The organism is Kitasatospora sp. A2-31 (assembly GCF_022288725.1).
In the GTDB taxonomy this organism is placed as follows: domain Bacteria; phylum Actinomycetota; class Actinomycetes; order Streptomycetales; family Streptomycetaceae; genus Kitasatospora.
On sequence record NZ_JAKNTA010000015.1, the window covers coordinates 1 to 17,096 of the forward strand.

Genomic DNA, 17,096 nt, shown 5'->3' on the forward strand with positions numbered 1-17,096 from the left:
CGTGACCGCCGGCAACTCCTGCTCGGCCTGCCCGTTGAAGGTGTCCTTACCGAACCGCTTCACCGTCTGCAGCCACGGGATCTGTGTGTTCTCACCCGAGTTGGACGGTGACTTGAACACGTGGGTGAGCTCGTAGCGGTCCACCGGACGGTAGGCGCCGTTCGAACGGATCGAGGTGGTGACGGAGTTCAGCCACTGCGTCGACCAGTAACTCGGACCGTAGTTCGAGCAGGTGCCCTGCTGAGCGCACTGCTTGTCCAGCGGAACGTCCGGCCAGTTCGCCGCGTTGGCCGCCGTGCGCTGCGCGGGCGCGCAGGCCGCCTCGCCGGCCACGCAGCGCTCCCCGATGCCGAAGTCGATCCTGGACGCCGCCTGATAGGCGCCGTTCGCGCCCAACTGGTCGGAGAGCAGCTGGCCGTAGGCGATCGAGGCGAGCGTGCCGCCGCGGGTGTACTCGGTGTTCGTGCCCGAGCCGCGGTTCTGACCGCCGCCGCGCGCGTACCAGTTGGTCTCCGGCGCATAGGCGTAGGCGGTCAGGTTGGAGTGGACGTCCACGACGTAGTCGAGGTTCCAGCGCCACGCCGTCTGGCACCACGACCCCTTGCCCTTGGAAGCGTCGTAGCACGGGTCACCGGCGTTCGGCGCGTACACCGGCACCGTCCACGCCGACTTCGACTCCGGACCGACCGTGGTCGGGGCACCGGCGGCCGAAGGCAGATGGTTCAGACCGAAGTAGTAGACCGTACCCGCGGTGTCGGTCACCTTCAGGTACGAGCCGTTCCAGGTGCCGTTCGTAGCGCCGGTGAGGAACTCGACCTTGGTGCCGTCGTCGTTCTTCAGCCGCCACGTGCACTTCGACTGCTCGTCCCGGGCATTGCCCGACACGCACGACGTGTCGTCCGGCACCAGCTCGCCGGAGTGACCGCCCAGTGACAGGGTCAGGTTCGCCCCGCCCCAGCACTGATCCCCCGAACCCGCGATCCCCGCCTTGTCACACACCTGGTAGGAACGCTCCACGAACCCCGCGTTCAGGTCCCAGCCGTCACCGATCCACGAAGCCTGCGCGTTCGTGGACGACGTCCGTCCGTCCACCGACGCCGAGTCATACCCCAACGCCACCTGCGGCGCCGCGCCGCCCAGCGTCGGCGGCGACTGGATCGGGTAGCTGTAGGTGAACGACCCCGACGAGCTGCCCGCCGTCCACGCCTGACTCGGCGACAACGACGTCGCACTGTAGGTGCCAAGACCGCTCGAAGGGGTTCCCTCAGCGGCCAGCACCATCGGCGCCGAAGCGGAAGCCGAGAACGCGTCCGACGGCGCCAGGCCAGCCGACTTGGCGTCCGCCTGCTGGCCCTTCGTCAACGCCACCTCGACCGCGGGCAGGTCCACATCCGCGACGAGCCTCTTCGCCTGCACGTCGTAGTGCGACGGGACGGGCGTGCGCTCCAGGCAACCCACCACCTCCGGCGTGGTCAGCGAACACGCGGGAAGAGAGACGAGACGCGCCCGCTCCGCGAAACCTCCGCCGAAACCGACACCCGACAGGTCCAGACCCACCCGGACCTTCGCCGCGTCCGCCTGCTCCGTTCGCGCCAGCGACACCAGCGCACCCTGCACGCCTGCCGCTGCCGCCGCCTTCGCATCGGCCACAGTCACCTTCACCGGCGGACCGGCAGGGACGGAATCGGCGGCCGGGGCCGCCCCCTTCGCCCCGCCATCCGGTGCGACCGGCGCCAGCCACACCGGCAGCTCACCGGCCTGCTTCGACGCCCCCGCCGCCGCCTCCCGGACCTCGACGCCGTCCGCACCCTTGCGCAACGAGTTCGCGCCAGCCGCCGGCGCCGCGTCCAGCAGCGCCACGGCCGAACCCGCCGCCACCTTGGGGACGGTCTTCGGCGGCACCCAGTCCGGCGAACCCTTCTTCGCCGCAACCGACTTCGGCTTCTCCGGCGAACCCGCCACCGACGGCGTCTTCGGAAGCGGCGTGTTCGGGGGCGACCACACCTTGTCCTTGTCCTTGCCCGCCAGCGGGGCCGCCAAGGCGGGGGCGACCGGTGAAACAAGGACACCCAACATCGCCAAGGCACTCACAACGGCAACGCGTGATGCCCTACGCCCCGGTGGAGGCGCCCCCCTCCCCCTTGCAAGCCAGACCGAGCGGACGCGACCAGTAGACACCGCTACCCCCCACAGGTAAGCCCGCCCCCGACCAGGGCAGGAACAGATGACTGTCGCGGACAGTAGGGCGTCAACCACCCTGAGGTCGAGCCAATACTCGATCAATACGGACAGTGATACTTCTCACACGCACAGCAAAGCGGTTCGCCCACCCCCAAATCGGACAGTCGAACACTTAATCGAGTTGACTGACGCTTTGGCGATGCGACAGCTTGTTGGTGACCCCTGCCCGTGGTCTTCACATACCGGCCACGACCAGGCCCGATTGCCATCTCGAGGGGGGACCTCTCCACATGCCTGTCGCTCCGTCCGGGGCTCGCTCCGGCGCGCGTCTTCGTCCGCACATCCCGTCACCGCGCGTGTCTGCCGCCGCCATTGGGCTCGTCCTGGCCCTGACCTCCGTGGCGCCCGTCGCGTTCGCCGGCCCGGCATTCGCCGCGGCTGCGCCCGGGACGCTTCCGCCGGACCTGGCGGCGGCCATGGCCGCCGCCGACGCCAAGCACACCAAGGACAAGCCTCCCGCCTCGGCCGCCGACCGGGCGATCGCCCAGGCCAAGGCCACCGGAAAGCCCGTCCCCGTGCCGGAGCTGACGGACGAGTACAGCGAAACGGTGGCCACCCCCCAGGGGCATCTCTCCCGCACCCAGCACCCCGAGCAGCAACGGGTCAGGCTGCAGGACGGCACCTGGACCGCCCTCGACGCCAAGCTCGTCGCCGACCCCACCGGCGGCTACCGCCCCAAGGCGGCCGCCTCCGGCGTCCGCCTGTCCGGCGGCGGCAGCGGCCCCCTCGGCACGCTGACCAGCCCCGGCGGCGAGACCCTCGCGATCGACTCGCCGTTCCCGCTCACCAAGCCGACCCTCGACGAGGACGGCGACGGCCTGGTCTACCCCGAGGTCGCCCCCGGCATCGACCTGAAGGTCACCGCCGACAAGTTCGGCGGCCTCAGCACCGTCCTGATCGTCAAGACCACGGAAGCCGCCAACAACCCCCAGCTCAAGACGGTCCGCTTCGGCACCAGCGGCCAGGGCGTCACCGTCCAGGCCGACGCCACCGGCAACCTCACCGCCACCGGCAAGGACGGCACCGTCCGCTGGCACGCCCCCGTCCCGCGCATGTGGGACAGCTCCGGCAGCACCGCCACGCCGACAGCCGCCGCGGCCCCCGTCGGCAAGTCGGTCGCGGCCGCGCAGGCCGCATCGACCGATGCCGGAGGCCAGCCGCAGACCGGCGTGCCCGCCAAATCCGACAAGGCCAGCAGCGCGGACGGGCCCGGCATCGGTGCGCGGGTCGCCGCCATGCCGACCAGGGCCACCGGCAACGCCATCGAGCTGACCACCGACGGCTCGGTGCTCGGCAAGGGCCAGGGACCGTGGTTCATCGACCCGGGCTGGATCTACGACTCCCGCAGCGGCAACGCCTGGACCTGGACCCAGCAGGCCTACCCGACCACGCCCCGCTACGGGCAGACCACGGCCACCAACGGCCAGTACGCCCGTCCCGGCGTCGGCTACCAGGGTTTCCAGACCGACAAGGGCATCGAGCGCTCCTACTTCCAGATCGACACCCGCGGCTTCTCCGGCGCCGTCATCAACAAGGCCACCATGTCGGTCTGGGAGTACGAGTCCTCGGACTTCTCCTGCACCACCACCTACCCGGTCGACCTCTACCTCACCGGGCCGATCGACGACCGGACCACCTGGAACAACTCGCCCGTCACGGTGGGCAACCGGCTCGGCCGCGCCGAGGTCGCCGGCTCCGGCGGCCCCGACTGCCACGACAACGTCGAGTTCAAGTACGACGTCACGTCGATCTACCAGGAGCGGGCCGCAACCCACGACAACCTGACCTTCGGCCTGTTCGCCCCCGACGAGTCCAACCGCATGGCCTTCAAGCGGCTCGACTACCGCCCGGTGGTCGTCGTCGAGTACGACCGCGCCCCGGAGGCTCCGACCAACACCTACGTGTGGCCGCCGCCGACCACCGCATCGCCCTGGGCCGAGAACCAGGGCTGCGACGGCTCCTCGGTCGGCTGGCTCGGTGCGGGCAGCGACCTCCACAGCGCGGTGTCCCTCAACGCCACCGTGCACAGCCCCGTGCAGAACTCCCTGTACTCGTGGTCGAAGATCTGGGACTACAGCCTGCCGGGTGCGCCCGTCGTCGACTCGGGGCAGTCCGGTCTGGTGGGCAACGGCGGCAACGCCGCCTTCCAGGTGCGCTCCGACGTGATCAAGGACGGCCACGTCTACGGCTGGGGTGCCGTGGCCACGGACGGCTACACGTCCTCCGGGTACGCGCCGGCGTGCCGGTTCGGGGTGGACCTCACCCCGCCGAGCCTCTCGGTCCCGGACGTCTACACGACGCTTCCGGAGGCCGAACTCGCCGACCGCTTCCCGCCTTCGGGCAACGGGCAGGTCACTAAGAAGAAGGTCTGGGAGTGGGGCACCGTTCCGTTCACCGCGGTCGACACCGCGCCGAGCGGCGGCACTCCCTCCGGTGTGATGTGTGCGCGCTGGTCCTGGGACCCCCAGCTCTCGGGCGCCCAGTGGCAGTGCGGCTCGTCCCTTCCGCAGGGGGGTGTGAGCGTCCTGCCGGGCCGGTGGGGCACCAACATCGTCTACCTGCAGGTGATGGACAACGCCCGCAACGTCTCGCCGGTCGCGCAGTACGCGTTCTACGTGCCGTGGAACCCGGACGGCCCGCCGCCGGTGTTCGGCGACGTCACGGGTGACGGCGCGCCGGACATCGTGACGCCCGACCAGGCGGGTGATCTGCGCGCCTATGCCGTGGCCGGTAACCCGCTCGCGAAGAGCCCGGCCGTCTCGCTGGTGGCCAAGCGCGAGGACTCGCCGACCGGCCAGGGTTGGGGCAACATCCAGTTCGCCCACCGCGGCACGCTGACCGGCGGCAACAACATCGACGACATCGTCGCCCACGCCCCGGGAAGCAAGGACCTCTGGATCTACGGCAACCCGGGCAACACCGGGTACTACGGCCGTGTCGACTCCAAGACTCTCCTGCAGAAGCCGAAGTGCGTTCCGACGGCCACTGAGGACTGCTCCTGGCGGGCCGCAGCCGGTTACAACGCCGCCGACTGGTCCACCACCCTGCGTGTGGCCGCCCTCGGTGACCCGGTCAGCACGGACCTCGACTATCGGCTGAAGTTCAAGAACCAGAGCGGTCTGCTCACTGTCGAGAGCACCGACGGCGGCGCTGATGCCGCCCTCTGGTACTACCCGACTGTCTCGAACAACACCCTGGGCAAGCCCGTCCGCCTGGCCGCCGCCGGCTGGAAGGACAAGGAGCTCATCTCCCCCGGTGACTGGGCCAAGCAGGGCCACCCCGGCCTGTGGACCCGCAACCTGGAAGCGGCCGCGGACGGCGGCAAGGGGGCGCTGCTTGCCCGTACCTTCACCACCGGCACCGTGACGGCCACCGACAACAGTGGAAGGCCCGTCAAGGACGCTGGTGGAAACGTCGTCACCGTCCCCACCCTGACCGGGATCTCCGGTGCTTCCGTCATCGGCTCCGTCTCCCCCGACACCTGGCCGGTCCTCGGCTCCGACGGGGACGTCACCGGCAAGGGCTCCCCCGGCCTGTGGGGCAAGCGCGGCAACGGCCAGATCGACATCTGGTGGGGCGAGGCCACCGACCCCGGCACCGCCAACGCCTCCTTCCCCTGGCAGGCCGGGCCCACACCGGCCGCCGACACCGCCGTGAACCCGCTCTGGTACGCCCTGGACGGCACCACCGCCGTCGACAGCAACGCCTCCAACGCGCTCTACCCGAACACCTTCACCCGCACCACCGACCACAACGGCGCAGCCGGCAAGGCCACCGCCCTGGACGGCAACACCCTCTACCGCACCACCAACCAGCCCGGCATCGACGCCAGTCAGAGCTTCACCGTCGCCGCCTGGGTCAAGCTGGGCAACACCGGCGGCTACCAGACCGTCCTCTCCCAGGCCGGCAACGAGCGCAGCCCGTTCTACCTGCAGTACTCCCCGGCGTACGGCAAGTGGGTGTTCAACCTGGCCTCCTCCGACCAGCTGCGCCCGGCCGCCTACTACACGGCCGTGGACAGCGAGCAGCCGCAGGTCGGCGCCTGGACCCACCTGGTGGGCACCTACAACGCGGGCACCGAGAGCGCGACGCTGTACGTCAACGGGCGGGCGGCCGGCTCGGCGAAGGTTCCCTCCAGTTGGAAGGCGACCGGCAGCCTGAACATCGGCGGCGAGACCACCAGCCGCTACCCCGGGCCCGACGCCCGATTGAACGGTGCGGTCGGCGACGTGCGGGTCTACCCGTACGCGTTCACCGACCAGCAGGCCAACACCCTGGCCACGGCCGGGTCCAGCGTCCAGATCCGCAGCGTGTTCAACTCCAACAAGTGCCTCGACAACTTCGGCGGCACCGTCGGCACGCCGGTGGCGCTGTTCAACTGCTGGAACGGCGAGGCGCAGCACTTCACCCTGACCACCGACAACAAGATCAAGATCGCGGGTGCGGACCGCTGTGTCGCCACCAGCGACAAGCCGGCGGGCAACGGCACCAAGGTGTCCTTCCAGGCCTGTGCCAATGACGACGCCCAGACCTGGGTGCGCCGTTACGACGGGACGCTCTACAACCCGGTCTCCGACAAGTGCCTGGAGCTGCCCGGGTGGGCGGATGCCAACGGGACCGCGCTCGGGGTGTGGTCGTGCACCGGTAATGCGAACCAGCGGTGGCTGGTGCGTGCGCAGGTGAGCTGACCGGCGGCGCACGCCGACACGCCGTGGCCGCCCCAGCAGATCTGCTGGGGCGGCCACGGCGTTGATACGGGGGGCGTGGGGAAGCGCGGTCCGTACGCGGACGGTGGCGGTGGGCGTCCCGTCGGGGGCGCAGCGGGTGATCGCCCCGGCGTGTCGTCGCAGGTCAGGCGCAGCGAGGCGTGGCGGGGAGGAGCGGGTCCCGTGTGCTCGGGCTGCGCGGGGTGGGTGGGGGTGGGGAAGATAACGAGAAGCGAACGTTTGGCCGCTCGGGGCCGTTCGGGTCGCCGTCTGGCGCTGTCGGCGAGGCACCATGGGCGGCTCGCCGTCCCTTTCGTCCGTCGCCTCTTTCGCCTGCAGGAACGCCATGCCAGCCATGCCAGCCCTTCCCACCGCGTTCGTCCTGGCCTCCGTGCTCGCCGGGGCGGGTCTGCTTGCGGGCTGTGCGGACGACGGCGGTAGGGCGGCCGGTCGGCCGGCGGCCGTGTCGGTGCCGGCGGCGGGGTCGTCGGCCCCGGTGAGCCCGTCCGGGTCGGCCCCGGTGAGCCCGTCCGTACCGGCGCCGGCCGGCACTCCGACGGTGCCCGCGGCCGTGTCGCCGTCCGCCCCGGCCGCGCAGCCCTCCCCCGCCGCGCCGTCCGCCCCCGATACCGCGGCTGCGCGGAGCGAGGCCGCGACGCTGGCCATCCCGTCGATCCACCTGGCGGGGCTGTCGGTGGTCCCCTACCAGGGCACCACCGACGACGGGCCCGGTACCCGGATCCAGAACCGCGGGGTGGCCGCCAGCCCCTACGGCGAGCAGGGCGGCGTCGGGCCGGGCGAGGTGGGCAACTACCTGGTCACCGCGCACCGCCTCTCGGCCGGTGGCCCGCTGCGGGATCTGCCCTCCGTGCGCGAGGGCGATGTCGTGCTGGTGACGGTGGGCGGCACCGAGTACGAGTACGTGATCACGGGCACCAGGAGCACGTCGTTCCGCTCCCCCGGGTCGCTGGCCGAGCAGCGGGCCGCCGTTCCGGGCCGGCCGGGTGAGAGCGCCGTCCAGCCGATGATCACCATCTCGACGTGTGCCACCCCGGAGGACAACGCCGCGGGCAACCGCTGGCGTGACGCGAACGGCAACCCGGAGCACCGCATCGACAAGATCGGTGTCCTGCGCGCCACCCGCCCCGCGGCCTGAGCCCCCGGGCGGGGGCCCGGCCGCGGCTGCGGCTGTGGGCTCAGGCGTCGAGGCCGTCGGCGGCGAGGGGGACGTCGCCGGTGGTCTTGCTGTAGCCGAGGGATTCGACGATCAAGCCGTTGCGGACGGTGGTGAGGTTGACGCCGCGCACGGAGTCGGTGGGGCCGTCGCCGAAGCGGTAGCGCCAGCGGACGGTGGCGTGTTCGCCGGCGATGACGATGTTCTCCGGTTCGAAGCGGGTGGTGCGGTCGTCGGCGAGGGCCTGCCAGAACTCCAGGCAGGCGGTGCGGCCTTCGTAGCGGGCGCCGTCGGGGGCGGGCTGGATGGCCTCCATCACGCAGTCGTCGGCGATCAGGTCGGTGAGCAGGGACGCGTCGTGCTCGGTGAAGGCGCGGTTGAAGCGGTCGATGACCTCGGCCGTGGTGCGGTGCGACATGCCGGAACCCCCCAGAAGTAGAACGGTTGGTCTATCTGTCGTGAACCATATAGACCGGTTGATCTACTCGTCAACCGGTGGCAGGCTGTCCGCCATGACCACCACGCGCACACGCCCCACCCCGGGCCCCCGCGAGCGCCTCCTGGAGGCCGCCCAGCAGCTCACCTACAGCCAGGGCGTCGGCGTGGGGGTCGACGCCCTGCTGAAGGCGGCCAACGTGGCGCGGCGCTCGCTCTACGAGCACTTCGGCGGCAAGGACGGGCTGATCGCCGAGGTCCTGCGGCGCAGCGCGGAGGCGGACGAGGCGGCGTACGTGCGGACCATGGCGGCGGCGGGTGAGGATCCCCGGGCGCGGCTGCTGGCCGTGTTCGACGGGATCGGGGAGGTGATGGCGCGGGAGGACTTCCGTGGCTGCCGTTACCTGGCGGCCGATCTCGCGCTCGCCGACCCCGAGCACCCGGGCCACGCGGTGACCCGGGAGTACCGGGCGCGGGTGACCGGGCTGCTGGAGCGCGAGTTGGCCGCGCTCGGGCATCCGCGGCCCGGGGCCGGCGCCGATCAGCTGCTGTTGCTCATCGACGGCGCGCTGGCGGCGGGGGCGACCCGGCCGGGCACGGATCCGGCGCCGGCCGCCCGCCGGCTCGCGGAGCTGGTCCTCGCTGAATAGCCCGGCCGGGGGCGGGTCTTGGGGGGGCGGTCGGGTCAGCGCGGCGTCAGGTCGCCGCGTCGCCGGCCGCGTCGTCGGCCGGGGCGGGGATGGCGTGTTCCGCGGCGCGGCTGACGGCCTCCCACTGCGCCCAGGTGTCCATGCGGGTGCGGGCGAGGTCGAACGCGAGGTCGTAGACCATGCTGCCCAGCAGCAGACGCAGCGGTGGTTCGTCGCTGTCGACGAGTGCGAGCAGTGCGGTGGCGGCGAGCTTGGGGTCGCTGTCGACCGAGCCGTCGGCGAACTGCCGGGCCAGTTCCTCGCGCAGCGGGGTGTAGGCGTCGAGGGGGGCGGTGGTGCGCATGGCGGTGTAGAGGTCGGTCCAGTAGCCGCCGGGCTGGATCATGCTGACCTTGACGCCGAAGCCGGCGGCTTCGGCGGCGAGTGCTTCGCTGAGGCCTTCCAGGGCGAACTTGCTGGCGCTGTAGAGGCCGGTGCTGGGGAAGCCGCCGAGGGCGGCGATGCTGGAGACCTGGACGAGGTGGCCGTGGCCCTGGTCGCGCAGGACGGGCAGGACGGCCTGGCTGACCCAGAGTGCGCCGAAGAAGTTGACGTCGAGTTGGGCGCGGGCCTCGGCTTCGGTGAACTCCTCGACCATGCCCATGGAGAGCATCCCGGCGTTGTTGACGACGATGTCGAGTCGTCCGAAGTGGTCGGTGGCCTTGCGCACGGCGGCGAAGACGGCGTCGCGGTCGGTGACGTCCACCTGCAGGGGCAGGACCCGGCTGGGGTGGGCGGCAGCGAGGTCCTCCAGCGGGGCGAGGGTGCGGGCGGCGGCGGCCACGCGGTCGCCGGCGGCCAGGGCGGCCTCGGTGAAGGCGCGGCCCAGGCCGCGGCTGGCGCCGGTGACGAGCCAGACGCGGCTGGTGGTGTCGGCCGGGGTGGTCATGGTGCGGTGCTCCTGTTCGAGGGGAGGGACGGGGTTCGTGGGCGGGCCGGGGCGGTCGGGTGCGGCGGCCGGTCGGGTGCGGCGGCCGGTCGGGTGCGGGGGCCGGTCGGGTGCGGGGGCCGGTCGGGTGCGGCGGCCGGTCAGCTGCGGCGGGCGGTCAGCTGCGGCGGGCGCTCCAGACGGCCAGGGCGGTGAGGAGGGCGAAGAGGGCGCCGGTGGTCAGGACGCCGTTGAGGCTGAGGTGGGTGGCGACGATGCCGCCGACGAGCGCGCCGAGGGCGATGGCGAGGTTGTAGACGGAGGTGTTCAGGGCGGTGGCCGCTTCGGCCGAGTCGGGTGCGGCCTTGAGGATCCACGTCTGGACGCCGACCGGCACGCCGCCGAAGGCCAGTCCCCAGCACAGCAGCAGCAGGGCACCGCCGACGGGGGTGCGGCCGGCGAGGGGGAAGACGGCGAGGACCGCGGTCAGTACGGCGCCGACGGTGACGATGGTGGCGCGGACGTTGCGTTCCGCGGCCGCGCCGGCGAGGAAGTTGCCGAGGATGCCGGCCGCGCCGAAGCCGAGCAGGAGCGGGCCGATCGCGCCCTCGCCGATCCCGCTGACGTCCTGGAGGACGGGGCTGACGAAGGTGAACGCGGCGAAGTGGCCGCCCACCAGAAGGAACGTGGCGAGGACGCCGGCGCGGACCACGGGGTGGCGGAACTGCTGCGGCAGCGCGCGCAGGCGAACCGCCTGCTGGGCGGGCAGGGCGGGCAGCAGCAGGAGCAGGGCGACGAGGACGAGCAGGCCCAGTGCGCCGGCGGCGGCGAAGGCGGTGCGCCAGTCGGCGAGGCCGCCGATCAGCGTGCCGGCGGGCACGCCGAGGACGTTGGCGGCGGTCGCGCCGCCGAAGACGATCGAGACGGCCCGCGGGATGAGGCGCTCGGGCACCAGCCGCACCGCCACGCCCGCCGCGAGCGCCCAGAAGCCGCCGATGCTGATGCCGACGAGGAAGCGCGAGCCCAGCAGGACGGTGAAATCGGGGGCCAGTGCGGACAGCGCGTTGGCGAGCACCATCAGCGCGACCAGGCCGACCAGGGCGATCCGGCGGTCCAGGCGCCCGATCACCACCGGCAGCAGGGGCGCGGTGACGGCGGCGACCAGGCCGGGCACGGTCACCATCAGCCCGGCGGTCCCCTCGGAGACGTGAAGGTCCCCGCCGACGAAGGGCAGCAGCCCGACGGGCAGCGATTCGACGGTCACCAGGGCGAACGTTCCGACCGCCATCGCGACGACGGCGAGCCAGCGCCTGAGCGCCACCGGCTCGTCCGCGGTGGAGGTAGTGGGCACTGCTGCGGTGCCGGTCATGGTCACGGGTGTGCTCCGGGTCTGTAGGGCTCGGGCCGCCGCGAAGGCGTCGCGGTCGAGGGCAGGGGCGTGGACATGGCTACGGCGGGCCGTGGCCGAGGCGCGGACATGGCTGTGGCGCGGCCGTGGCCGCGGCGAGCCTGTTCCCGGCCCGCTGACGATCCTTCAGCTGTCCGAGGTGATCATCAACGCCGAACCTGCACAGGATCCGATAACCCTGACTTATGACCATGCCATGACGCACCGTCACGAATGCCTGGTGGCGCACGCCGGGGCCGTGTCAGGATCCGGCGGAAGGGGCCGTCAGGGTCCGCGCAGCCGAGGGAAGACCCGGTGGTCCGTACCACTGCCGCGCACCCTGCTCGCGGCTGCCCCGGTAGTGCTCGACGGCGGCCAGGAAGCCGGCGGGACAGGGGCCGGCCGCCCGATCGCGCGACCCCCGTCCGACGTCTGCGGCATTTCACGCGCGGGAATTCCCAGGATTCGGTCCGGTATCTCCTGCGACGCCCGCCACCCCTCCCCCGGCCCGGCCTTTCCGGATTTCATCGTCCGGGATTTCCGGCCGACGTCAAAGAATTGTGGCGGGATGTCAAGGGATGTCAAGATCTCAAGATCTTTCAAGGTTGGCGCGGGGGAACGTCAAGACCGGGAGATCAGGGGCGGCGGGGGCGTTGACGGCTGTTACCGTGCTGGCATGGATATCTTTCCGCTGCCCCGATTCGGGCTCGTCGTGCCCCCGGAGAACCCTATCGCGGAGCCCGAGTACCACAGCTATCTCGTCCCCGAGATGAATGTGTACACCACGCGTTTCCCGGTGACCGCGGAATTCAACCGGGAAACGATGGAGATGTACAACGAGGTGCTGCCGGAGGTGCTCGCGACGTTCGGGCAGTTGCGGCTGGACGCGACGGTGGTGGCGTGCAACGCCTCGCACTACCTGCTGGACCCGGACGGGGACCGCGACTTCGTCGCCGAGCTGTCGCAGCGGTTCGGCTCGCCGGTGACCTCCTCGACGCGGGCGATCGTGGACCTGTGCGAGGCGCTGGGGGTGTCGGAGCTGACGCTGGTCTCCCCGTACGCGCCGTGGCTGACCGAACTGTCCCGCGGCTACTGGGAGAAGGCCGGTCTGAGCGTCGAGCGGATCGTCTACACCCCGTCCGCGGTGGACGAGGACGGGGTGGACGTGGGGTTCAACCCGTACCTGGTGACGACCGAGACGATCCGCCGGCGGATCGCCGAGGCGAAGGTGCCCGAGGACGCGACGGTGCTGTTCACCGGCACCGGCATGCACACCCTGCTCGCGGCGACCGAGCTCGCCGAGGCGAACTCCTCACGCACGCTCATCACCTCCAACCTCGCCTCGGCGTGGTGGGCCCGGCGCACCGCGGGCCTGTCCGGCTTCGCCGCCGCGCACCCGCTGGTGCAGCGGCTGGAGCGCGAACTGGCCGCCCGCTAGGGCCGGTTCGTCCCGCTGTTCTTCATCGTCCGTCTGTGAGCGCATTCTTCAAGGAGGGCCGGCCGTGGCCGCCAACAGCGAAGCTCCAACGCCCGATTCGCCCGATGCCCTGGTGGCCGTGGTCAGTGGCGGTGCGTCCGGGATCGGGGCGGCCGCCGCGACCGCGTTGATCGCCCGGGGCGTGCGCGTGGCCGCTTTGGACCTCAACCCCGACGAGGTCGCCGCCCCGGCCGTGGGCATCGGCTGCGACGTGTCCGACGACGCGTCGGTGCGCGCCGCGGTCGATCAGGTGGTGGAGCGGTTCGGGCGCATCGACATCGTCGTCAACAACGCCGGTATCGCCGCCCAGGGCGGCATCGACGACAACGACGACGAGGAGTGGCTGCGCGTGCTGAACGTGAACGTCGTCGGCATGGTGCGCCTGGCGCGCGCGGCCCTGCCCCACCTGCGCAAGTCGCCGGCGGCGGCGGTCGTCAACACTTGTTCGATCTTCGCGTGGACCGGGGTGCCCAAGCGCACCCTCTACTCCGCCTCCAAGGGGGCCGTCCACGCGCTGACGCTCGCGATGGCCGCGGACCACGCCCGCGAGGGCATCCGGGTCAACGCGGTCGCCCCCGGCGCCGTCGACACCCCGTGGATCACGCGCGTGCTGGCGATGGCCCCGGACCCGCAGGCGGCGCGGGCGGCCCTGGACGACCGGCACCCCATCGGACGCCTGACCCGGCCCGAGGAGGTCGGCGAGGCCATCGCCTACCTGGCCGCCTCGGCCTCCGGCACCACCGGAACCGTCCTGTCCGTCGACGGCGGCATCCACACGCTGCGCCTGTAACCGAACCCCACCGCCCCGACCCCGGCACCGCTCCCCCGCCACCGCTCCCCCGCCACCGCTGCCCCGGCGCGCTTGCCCCGGGCGCATCGGCGCCCCGGCGGCCCCGTGACGGCCCGACCGCCCGACCGCCCGAGGGCTCGAGGGCCCGACCGCCCGACGGCCCGGCGGTTCCGCAAAGCCCTCGACCAGCCCAGGATCCAGTCACGTTGACCACGCCACCTCGTTCCCGGCGATGCGGCGGGGAGCACGGCCCCTTGCGGCGCTGCAACCGCTCGCCCGGTCCGCGGGCCGCCCGTCCCGACCCCGCGCCTACCGGACTTGACCCTCACATTAATGGAAAGGTTTCAGCATCCCGTCATGAGGAGCACCGAGCCGTCTGTCGGCACCGCCACCCCCGCACCCCCCGTCCCCGAGGCACCGGGCACCACCGGTGCGCCTGACACCGTAGGCGCTGCGCCCGCCGAGGGCCAGAAGCTGCCGATGGCGGCTCTGCTCGCGCTGGCCGTCGCCGTGTTCATCACCAGCCTCACCGAGACGCTGCCCGCCGGGCTGCTGCCCGAGATGAGCTCCAGCCTGCACACCAGCGAGTCGGCCGCCGGGCAGACGGTGACCATCTACGCGCTGGGCACGGTGCTGACGACGATCCCGCTGTCCGCGGCGACCGCCGGCTGGTCGCGCAAGCGCCTGCTGCTGGCCGCCATGGGCGGCTTCGCGGTCGCCAACACCGTGACCGTCGTGTCGTCGAACTACCCGCTCACCCTGGCCGCCCGCTTCCTCGCCGGCGTCGCCGCGGGCCTGGCCTGGGCGCTGCTGGCCGGCTACGCCCGGCGCATGGTCGCCCCCGCGCTGGAGGGCCGGGCGATCGCGATCGCGATGGCCGGCATCCCCCTGGCCCTGTCGGTCGGCGTGCCGGCGGGTACGTTCCTGGGCCAGGTCGCGTCCTGGCAGACCGCGTTCCTCGTGATGACCGTACTGACCGTGCTGCTGCTGGTGTGGATCACGGCCATCGTGCCCGACTACCCCGGGCAGGAGCGCGGCGGCAAGATCCCCGTGCGCAGCACGTTGAAGGTGCCGGGGGTGACGGCGGTGCTGTTCGTGATGCTGGTGTTCGTGCTGGCGCACACCATCCTCTACGCGTACATCGCCTCCTTCCTCGACCACGCCGGGATGGGCGACCAGACGGACGCGGCGCTGCTGGTGTTCGGTGTCGCGTGTCTGGTGAGCATCTGGGTGGTCGGCACCTACATCCAGGGGCACCTGCGGAACCTGACCATCGCGAGCACGCTGCTGGTCGGGGTCGCGGTCGCGGTCCTGGGGGCGTTCTCGGGCACCCACGCGCTGGTGTACGTGGCGGCCGCGCTGTGGGGGCTGGGCTGGGGCGGTGTGCCCACGCTGCTGCAGACGGCCGCGGGTCAGGCGGGCGGGGACGCGGCGGACGCGGCGCAGGCGATCCTGGTGGTGCTGTGGAACGTGGCGATGGCCGGTGGCGGCATCATCGGCGGTCTGCTGCTGGACTCCTCCGGGGCCGGGCCGCTGCCGTGGACGGTGTTCGGCCTGCTGGTGCCGGTCCTGGCCGTGGTGGTCGCGGCCCGGGTGCACGGCTTCCCCGGCCGGCGTGCCCTCGACGCCAGCTGACACGACGTCATGTCGCTGGCCCTGCGGGGCCGGCATCACAGCGCCCGGCGGCACCGACACCGCGGCCCGGGACGTCGCGTCGCGAAGCCCCCTCTCGCGGCGCGCCCCGGGGCCGGGTCGGTGCCGCCGGGAACAGCCGCGCGGGGCGCCGGCGATGGTGCAGCAGCCATCGCCGGCGCCCCGCGCGGCTTTCGTCGTACCCGGGCGACTCCGCCGGCAGGCACGGCGGGACGGCGAGGCGGCGAGGCGGCGGCGCAGCGGCGCAGCGGCGGCGGGGCGGCGGCGCAGCGGCGGGGCGGCGAGGCGGCGGCGCAGCGGCGCAGCGGCGGCGGGGCGGCGGGGCGGCGGGGCGGCGGCGCAGCGGCGGGGCGGCGGCGCAGCGGCGCAGCGGCGCAGCGGCGGGGCGGCGGGGCGGCGGCTCACTGGCGGGGACCTGGGGCCGGTGTGCTCCAGCGCGGGTCGATGCGGTGCAGCCAGGCGTCCTGGGCGTCGGCCAGCGGGTGGCGCAGCGGCAGCGGGAGGAAGCGGCAGGCGAAGACGAGGCCGGCGTCGTCGCCGCCGCTGTGGACGCGGTGTTCCCAGGCGTCGGGGGCATCGCGGGGTACCCGCAGGTGGAGGAAGGTGGTGTGCCGCGGCTGCCCGGTGTCGGGGTGGGGGCGCCCGTCCGTCGTGACGATCCCGACCACGGTGGCCGTCAACAGTCCGGTCTCCTCGATGACTTCCCGCAGCGCCGCCTCCTGTGGGCTCTCACCGGGTTGCACTCCCCCGGCGGGGACCTGGGTGCCCGCCTGCGGCAGGCCGGCGTGGTCGAAGACCAGCAGCTCGGGGACGGCGCGTCGGCGGATCACGTCGGCGGCGACGCGGATTCTGGGTGGGCTCGTCATGGTGTCCTCATCGGGCCCGGTGGCCGGCCGGCGGCGGGGCGTGGCGGTGTGGGCCGCAGCAGGTCCAGCAGGTCCGTCAGGGACGCGATCGCCGCCACGCCCGTGGGCGGCGGGTCACCGGCGGCGGGCTCCCGGCACAGTGCGCGTCCTGCGTAGCCGAGGTCGAGGGCGGCGGCGACCAGGCGGGGGTCGTCGTCGACGAACAGGCACTGAGCGGGTGCGAGGCCCAGTGCGGTGGCGGCGTGGTGGTACATGCGCGGATCCGGTTTGTTGCAGCCCAGCTCGGCCGAGATCGCGTAGGCCTCGAAGAAGTGCCCGATGCCCAGTTCCTCGTGCAGGCGGGGCAGGTTGGGCCAGGCGTCGGACACCACCGCCATCCGTACGCCCCGCCGGCGCAGCTCGTCGAGGGTGGGTGCGACGTCGGGGTAGGTCTCCAGGACGGTGGGGGCGGGGACGTCGCGGCGCAGGTCGGCGAGCAGGTGCGGGTCCGGGTCCACGTCGAGGGCGTGGAGCAGCACGCGGTGGTAGTCGTCGGGGTCGGGGGTGGTGGGGGCGGCGTCGAGGAAGCGGTCGCCGGTGGCGACGGCTTCGGCGAACCGGGCGGGTGTGAGGTCCGGCCGGCGGGTCAGGACGGTCTGCTCGAAGTCGGCCCGCGGGTTCCAGCGGCCGCCGATCGGGCGGATCAGCACGCCCCCGGAGTCGAGGAGCACGGCACGCAGGTCCGAGGGGGGAGGAAGGAGCGGCGGTGTCGGCATCCGTCAAGTCTGGTGTCTGCCGGTGCGGTTGGTCGACCCCGATGGGCTTCGAGGG

General features: G+C 72.6%; 11 protein-coding genes and 1 pseudogene. 6 read left to right on the plus strand and 6 right to left on the minus strand.

Annotation, left to right across the window (positions count from 1 at the left end):
• A pseudogene (locus MCM47_RS31550) lies at window positions 1-2,082 on the minus strand (hypothetical protein); the annotation flags it as partial.
• A gap of 455 nt (window positions 2,083-2,537) precedes the next feature.
• Here MCM47_RS31550 and MCM47_RS43515 point away from each other — a divergent pair.
• Both MCM47_RS43515 and MCM47_RS31560 read left to right on the plus strand, forming a co-directional pair.
• Window positions 2,538-6,929, plus strand: a complete 4,392-nt coding sequence (locus MCM47_RS43515) for a LamG-like jellyroll fold domain-containing protein (protein ID WP_238865403.1) — start codon at window positions 2,538-2,540, stop codon at window positions 6,927-6,929.
• A gap of 364 nt (window positions 6,930-7,293) precedes the next feature.
• Window positions 7,294-8,103: a class E sortase gene (locus tag MCM47_RS31560; protein WP_238865405.1), complete on the plus strand. Its 810-nt coding sequence runs from the start codon at window positions 7,294-7,296 to the stop codon at window positions 8,101-8,103.
• 40 nt (window positions 8,104-8,143) lie between these two features.
• On the opposite strand, the gene MCM47_RS31565 is transcribed toward MCM47_RS31560, so the two are convergent.
• Complete coding sequence (locus tag MCM47_RS31565) at window positions 8,144-8,539, minus strand: nuclear transport factor 2 family protein (RefSeq protein ID WP_238865407.1); 396 nt, start codon at window positions 8,537-8,539, stop codon at window positions 8,144-8,146.
• A 94-nt stretch (window positions 8,540-8,633) separates the two neighbouring features.
• Here MCM47_RS31565 and MCM47_RS31570 point away from each other — a divergent pair, with 94 nt between their 5' ends.
• Complete coding sequence (locus tag MCM47_RS31570) at window positions 8,634-9,206, plus strand: TetR/AcrR family transcriptional regulator (RefSeq protein ID WP_238865409.1); 573 nt, start codon at window positions 8,634-8,636, stop codon at window positions 9,204-9,206.
• A gap of 46 nt (window positions 9,207-9,252) precedes the next feature.
• Here the strand turns inward: MCM47_RS31570 and MCM47_RS31575 are convergent, their stop codons facing one another.
• Window positions 9,253-10,134 carry an SDR family NAD(P)-dependent oxidoreductase gene (locus MCM47_RS31575; RefSeq protein ID WP_238865414.1) on the minus strand — a complete coding sequence of 294 codons (882 nt, stop codon included), beginning with the start codon at window positions 10,132-10,134 and terminating at the stop codon, window positions 9,253-9,255.
• A 157-nt stretch (window positions 10,135-10,291) separates the two neighbouring features.
• Complete coding sequence (locus tag MCM47_RS31580) at window positions 10,292-11,482, minus strand: MFS transporter (RefSeq protein WP_238865416.1); 1,191 nt, start codon at window positions 11,480-11,482, stop codon at window positions 10,292-10,294.
• A gap of 694 nt (window positions 11,483-12,176) precedes the next feature.
• On the opposite strand from MCM47_RS31580, the gene MCM47_RS31585 reads away from it, so the two are divergent.
• The 3 genes from MCM47_RS31585 (at window position 12,177) to MCM47_RS31595 (ending at window position 15,402) form a co-directional block, all read left to right on the plus strand.
• Window positions 12,177-12,938, plus strand: a complete 762-nt coding sequence (locus tag MCM47_RS31585; RefSeq protein WP_238865418.1) for an arylmalonate decarboxylase — start codon at window positions 12,177-12,179, stop codon at window positions 12,936-12,938.
• 64 nt (window positions 12,939-13,002) lie between these two features.
• Window positions 13,003-13,767 carry an SDR family NAD(P)-dependent oxidoreductase gene (locus tag MCM47_RS31590; RefSeq protein WP_238865420.1) on the plus strand — a complete coding sequence of 255 codons (765 nt, stop codon included), beginning with the start codon at window positions 13,003-13,005 and terminating at the stop codon, window positions 13,765-13,767.
• Window positions 13,768-14,124: 357 nt separating this feature from the next.
• On the plus strand, window positions 14,125-15,402 hold the full coding sequence (locus MCM47_RS31595; RefSeq protein WP_374209241.1) for an MFS transporter: 1,278 nt from the start codon (window positions 14,125-14,127) through the stop codon (window positions 15,400-15,402).
• 419 nt (window positions 15,403-15,821) lie between these two features.
• Here MCM47_RS31595 and MCM47_RS31600 read toward each other — a convergent pair whose 3' ends face one another.
• Window positions 15,822-16,286, minus strand: a complete 465-nt coding sequence (locus MCM47_RS31600) for an NUDIX domain-containing protein (protein ID WP_238865422.1) — start codon at window positions 16,284-16,286, stop codon at window positions 15,822-15,824.
• Window positions 16,283-17,041 carry an HAD family hydrolase gene (locus tag MCM47_RS31605; protein ID WP_238865424.1) on the minus strand — a complete coding sequence of 253 codons (759 nt, stop codon included), beginning with the start codon at window positions 17,039-17,041 and terminating at the stop codon, window positions 16,283-16,285. The genes MCM47_RS31600 and MCM47_RS31605 overlap by 4 nt, the downstream gene beginning before the upstream one ends.
• Window positions 17,042-17,096: the final 55 nt, after the last annotated feature.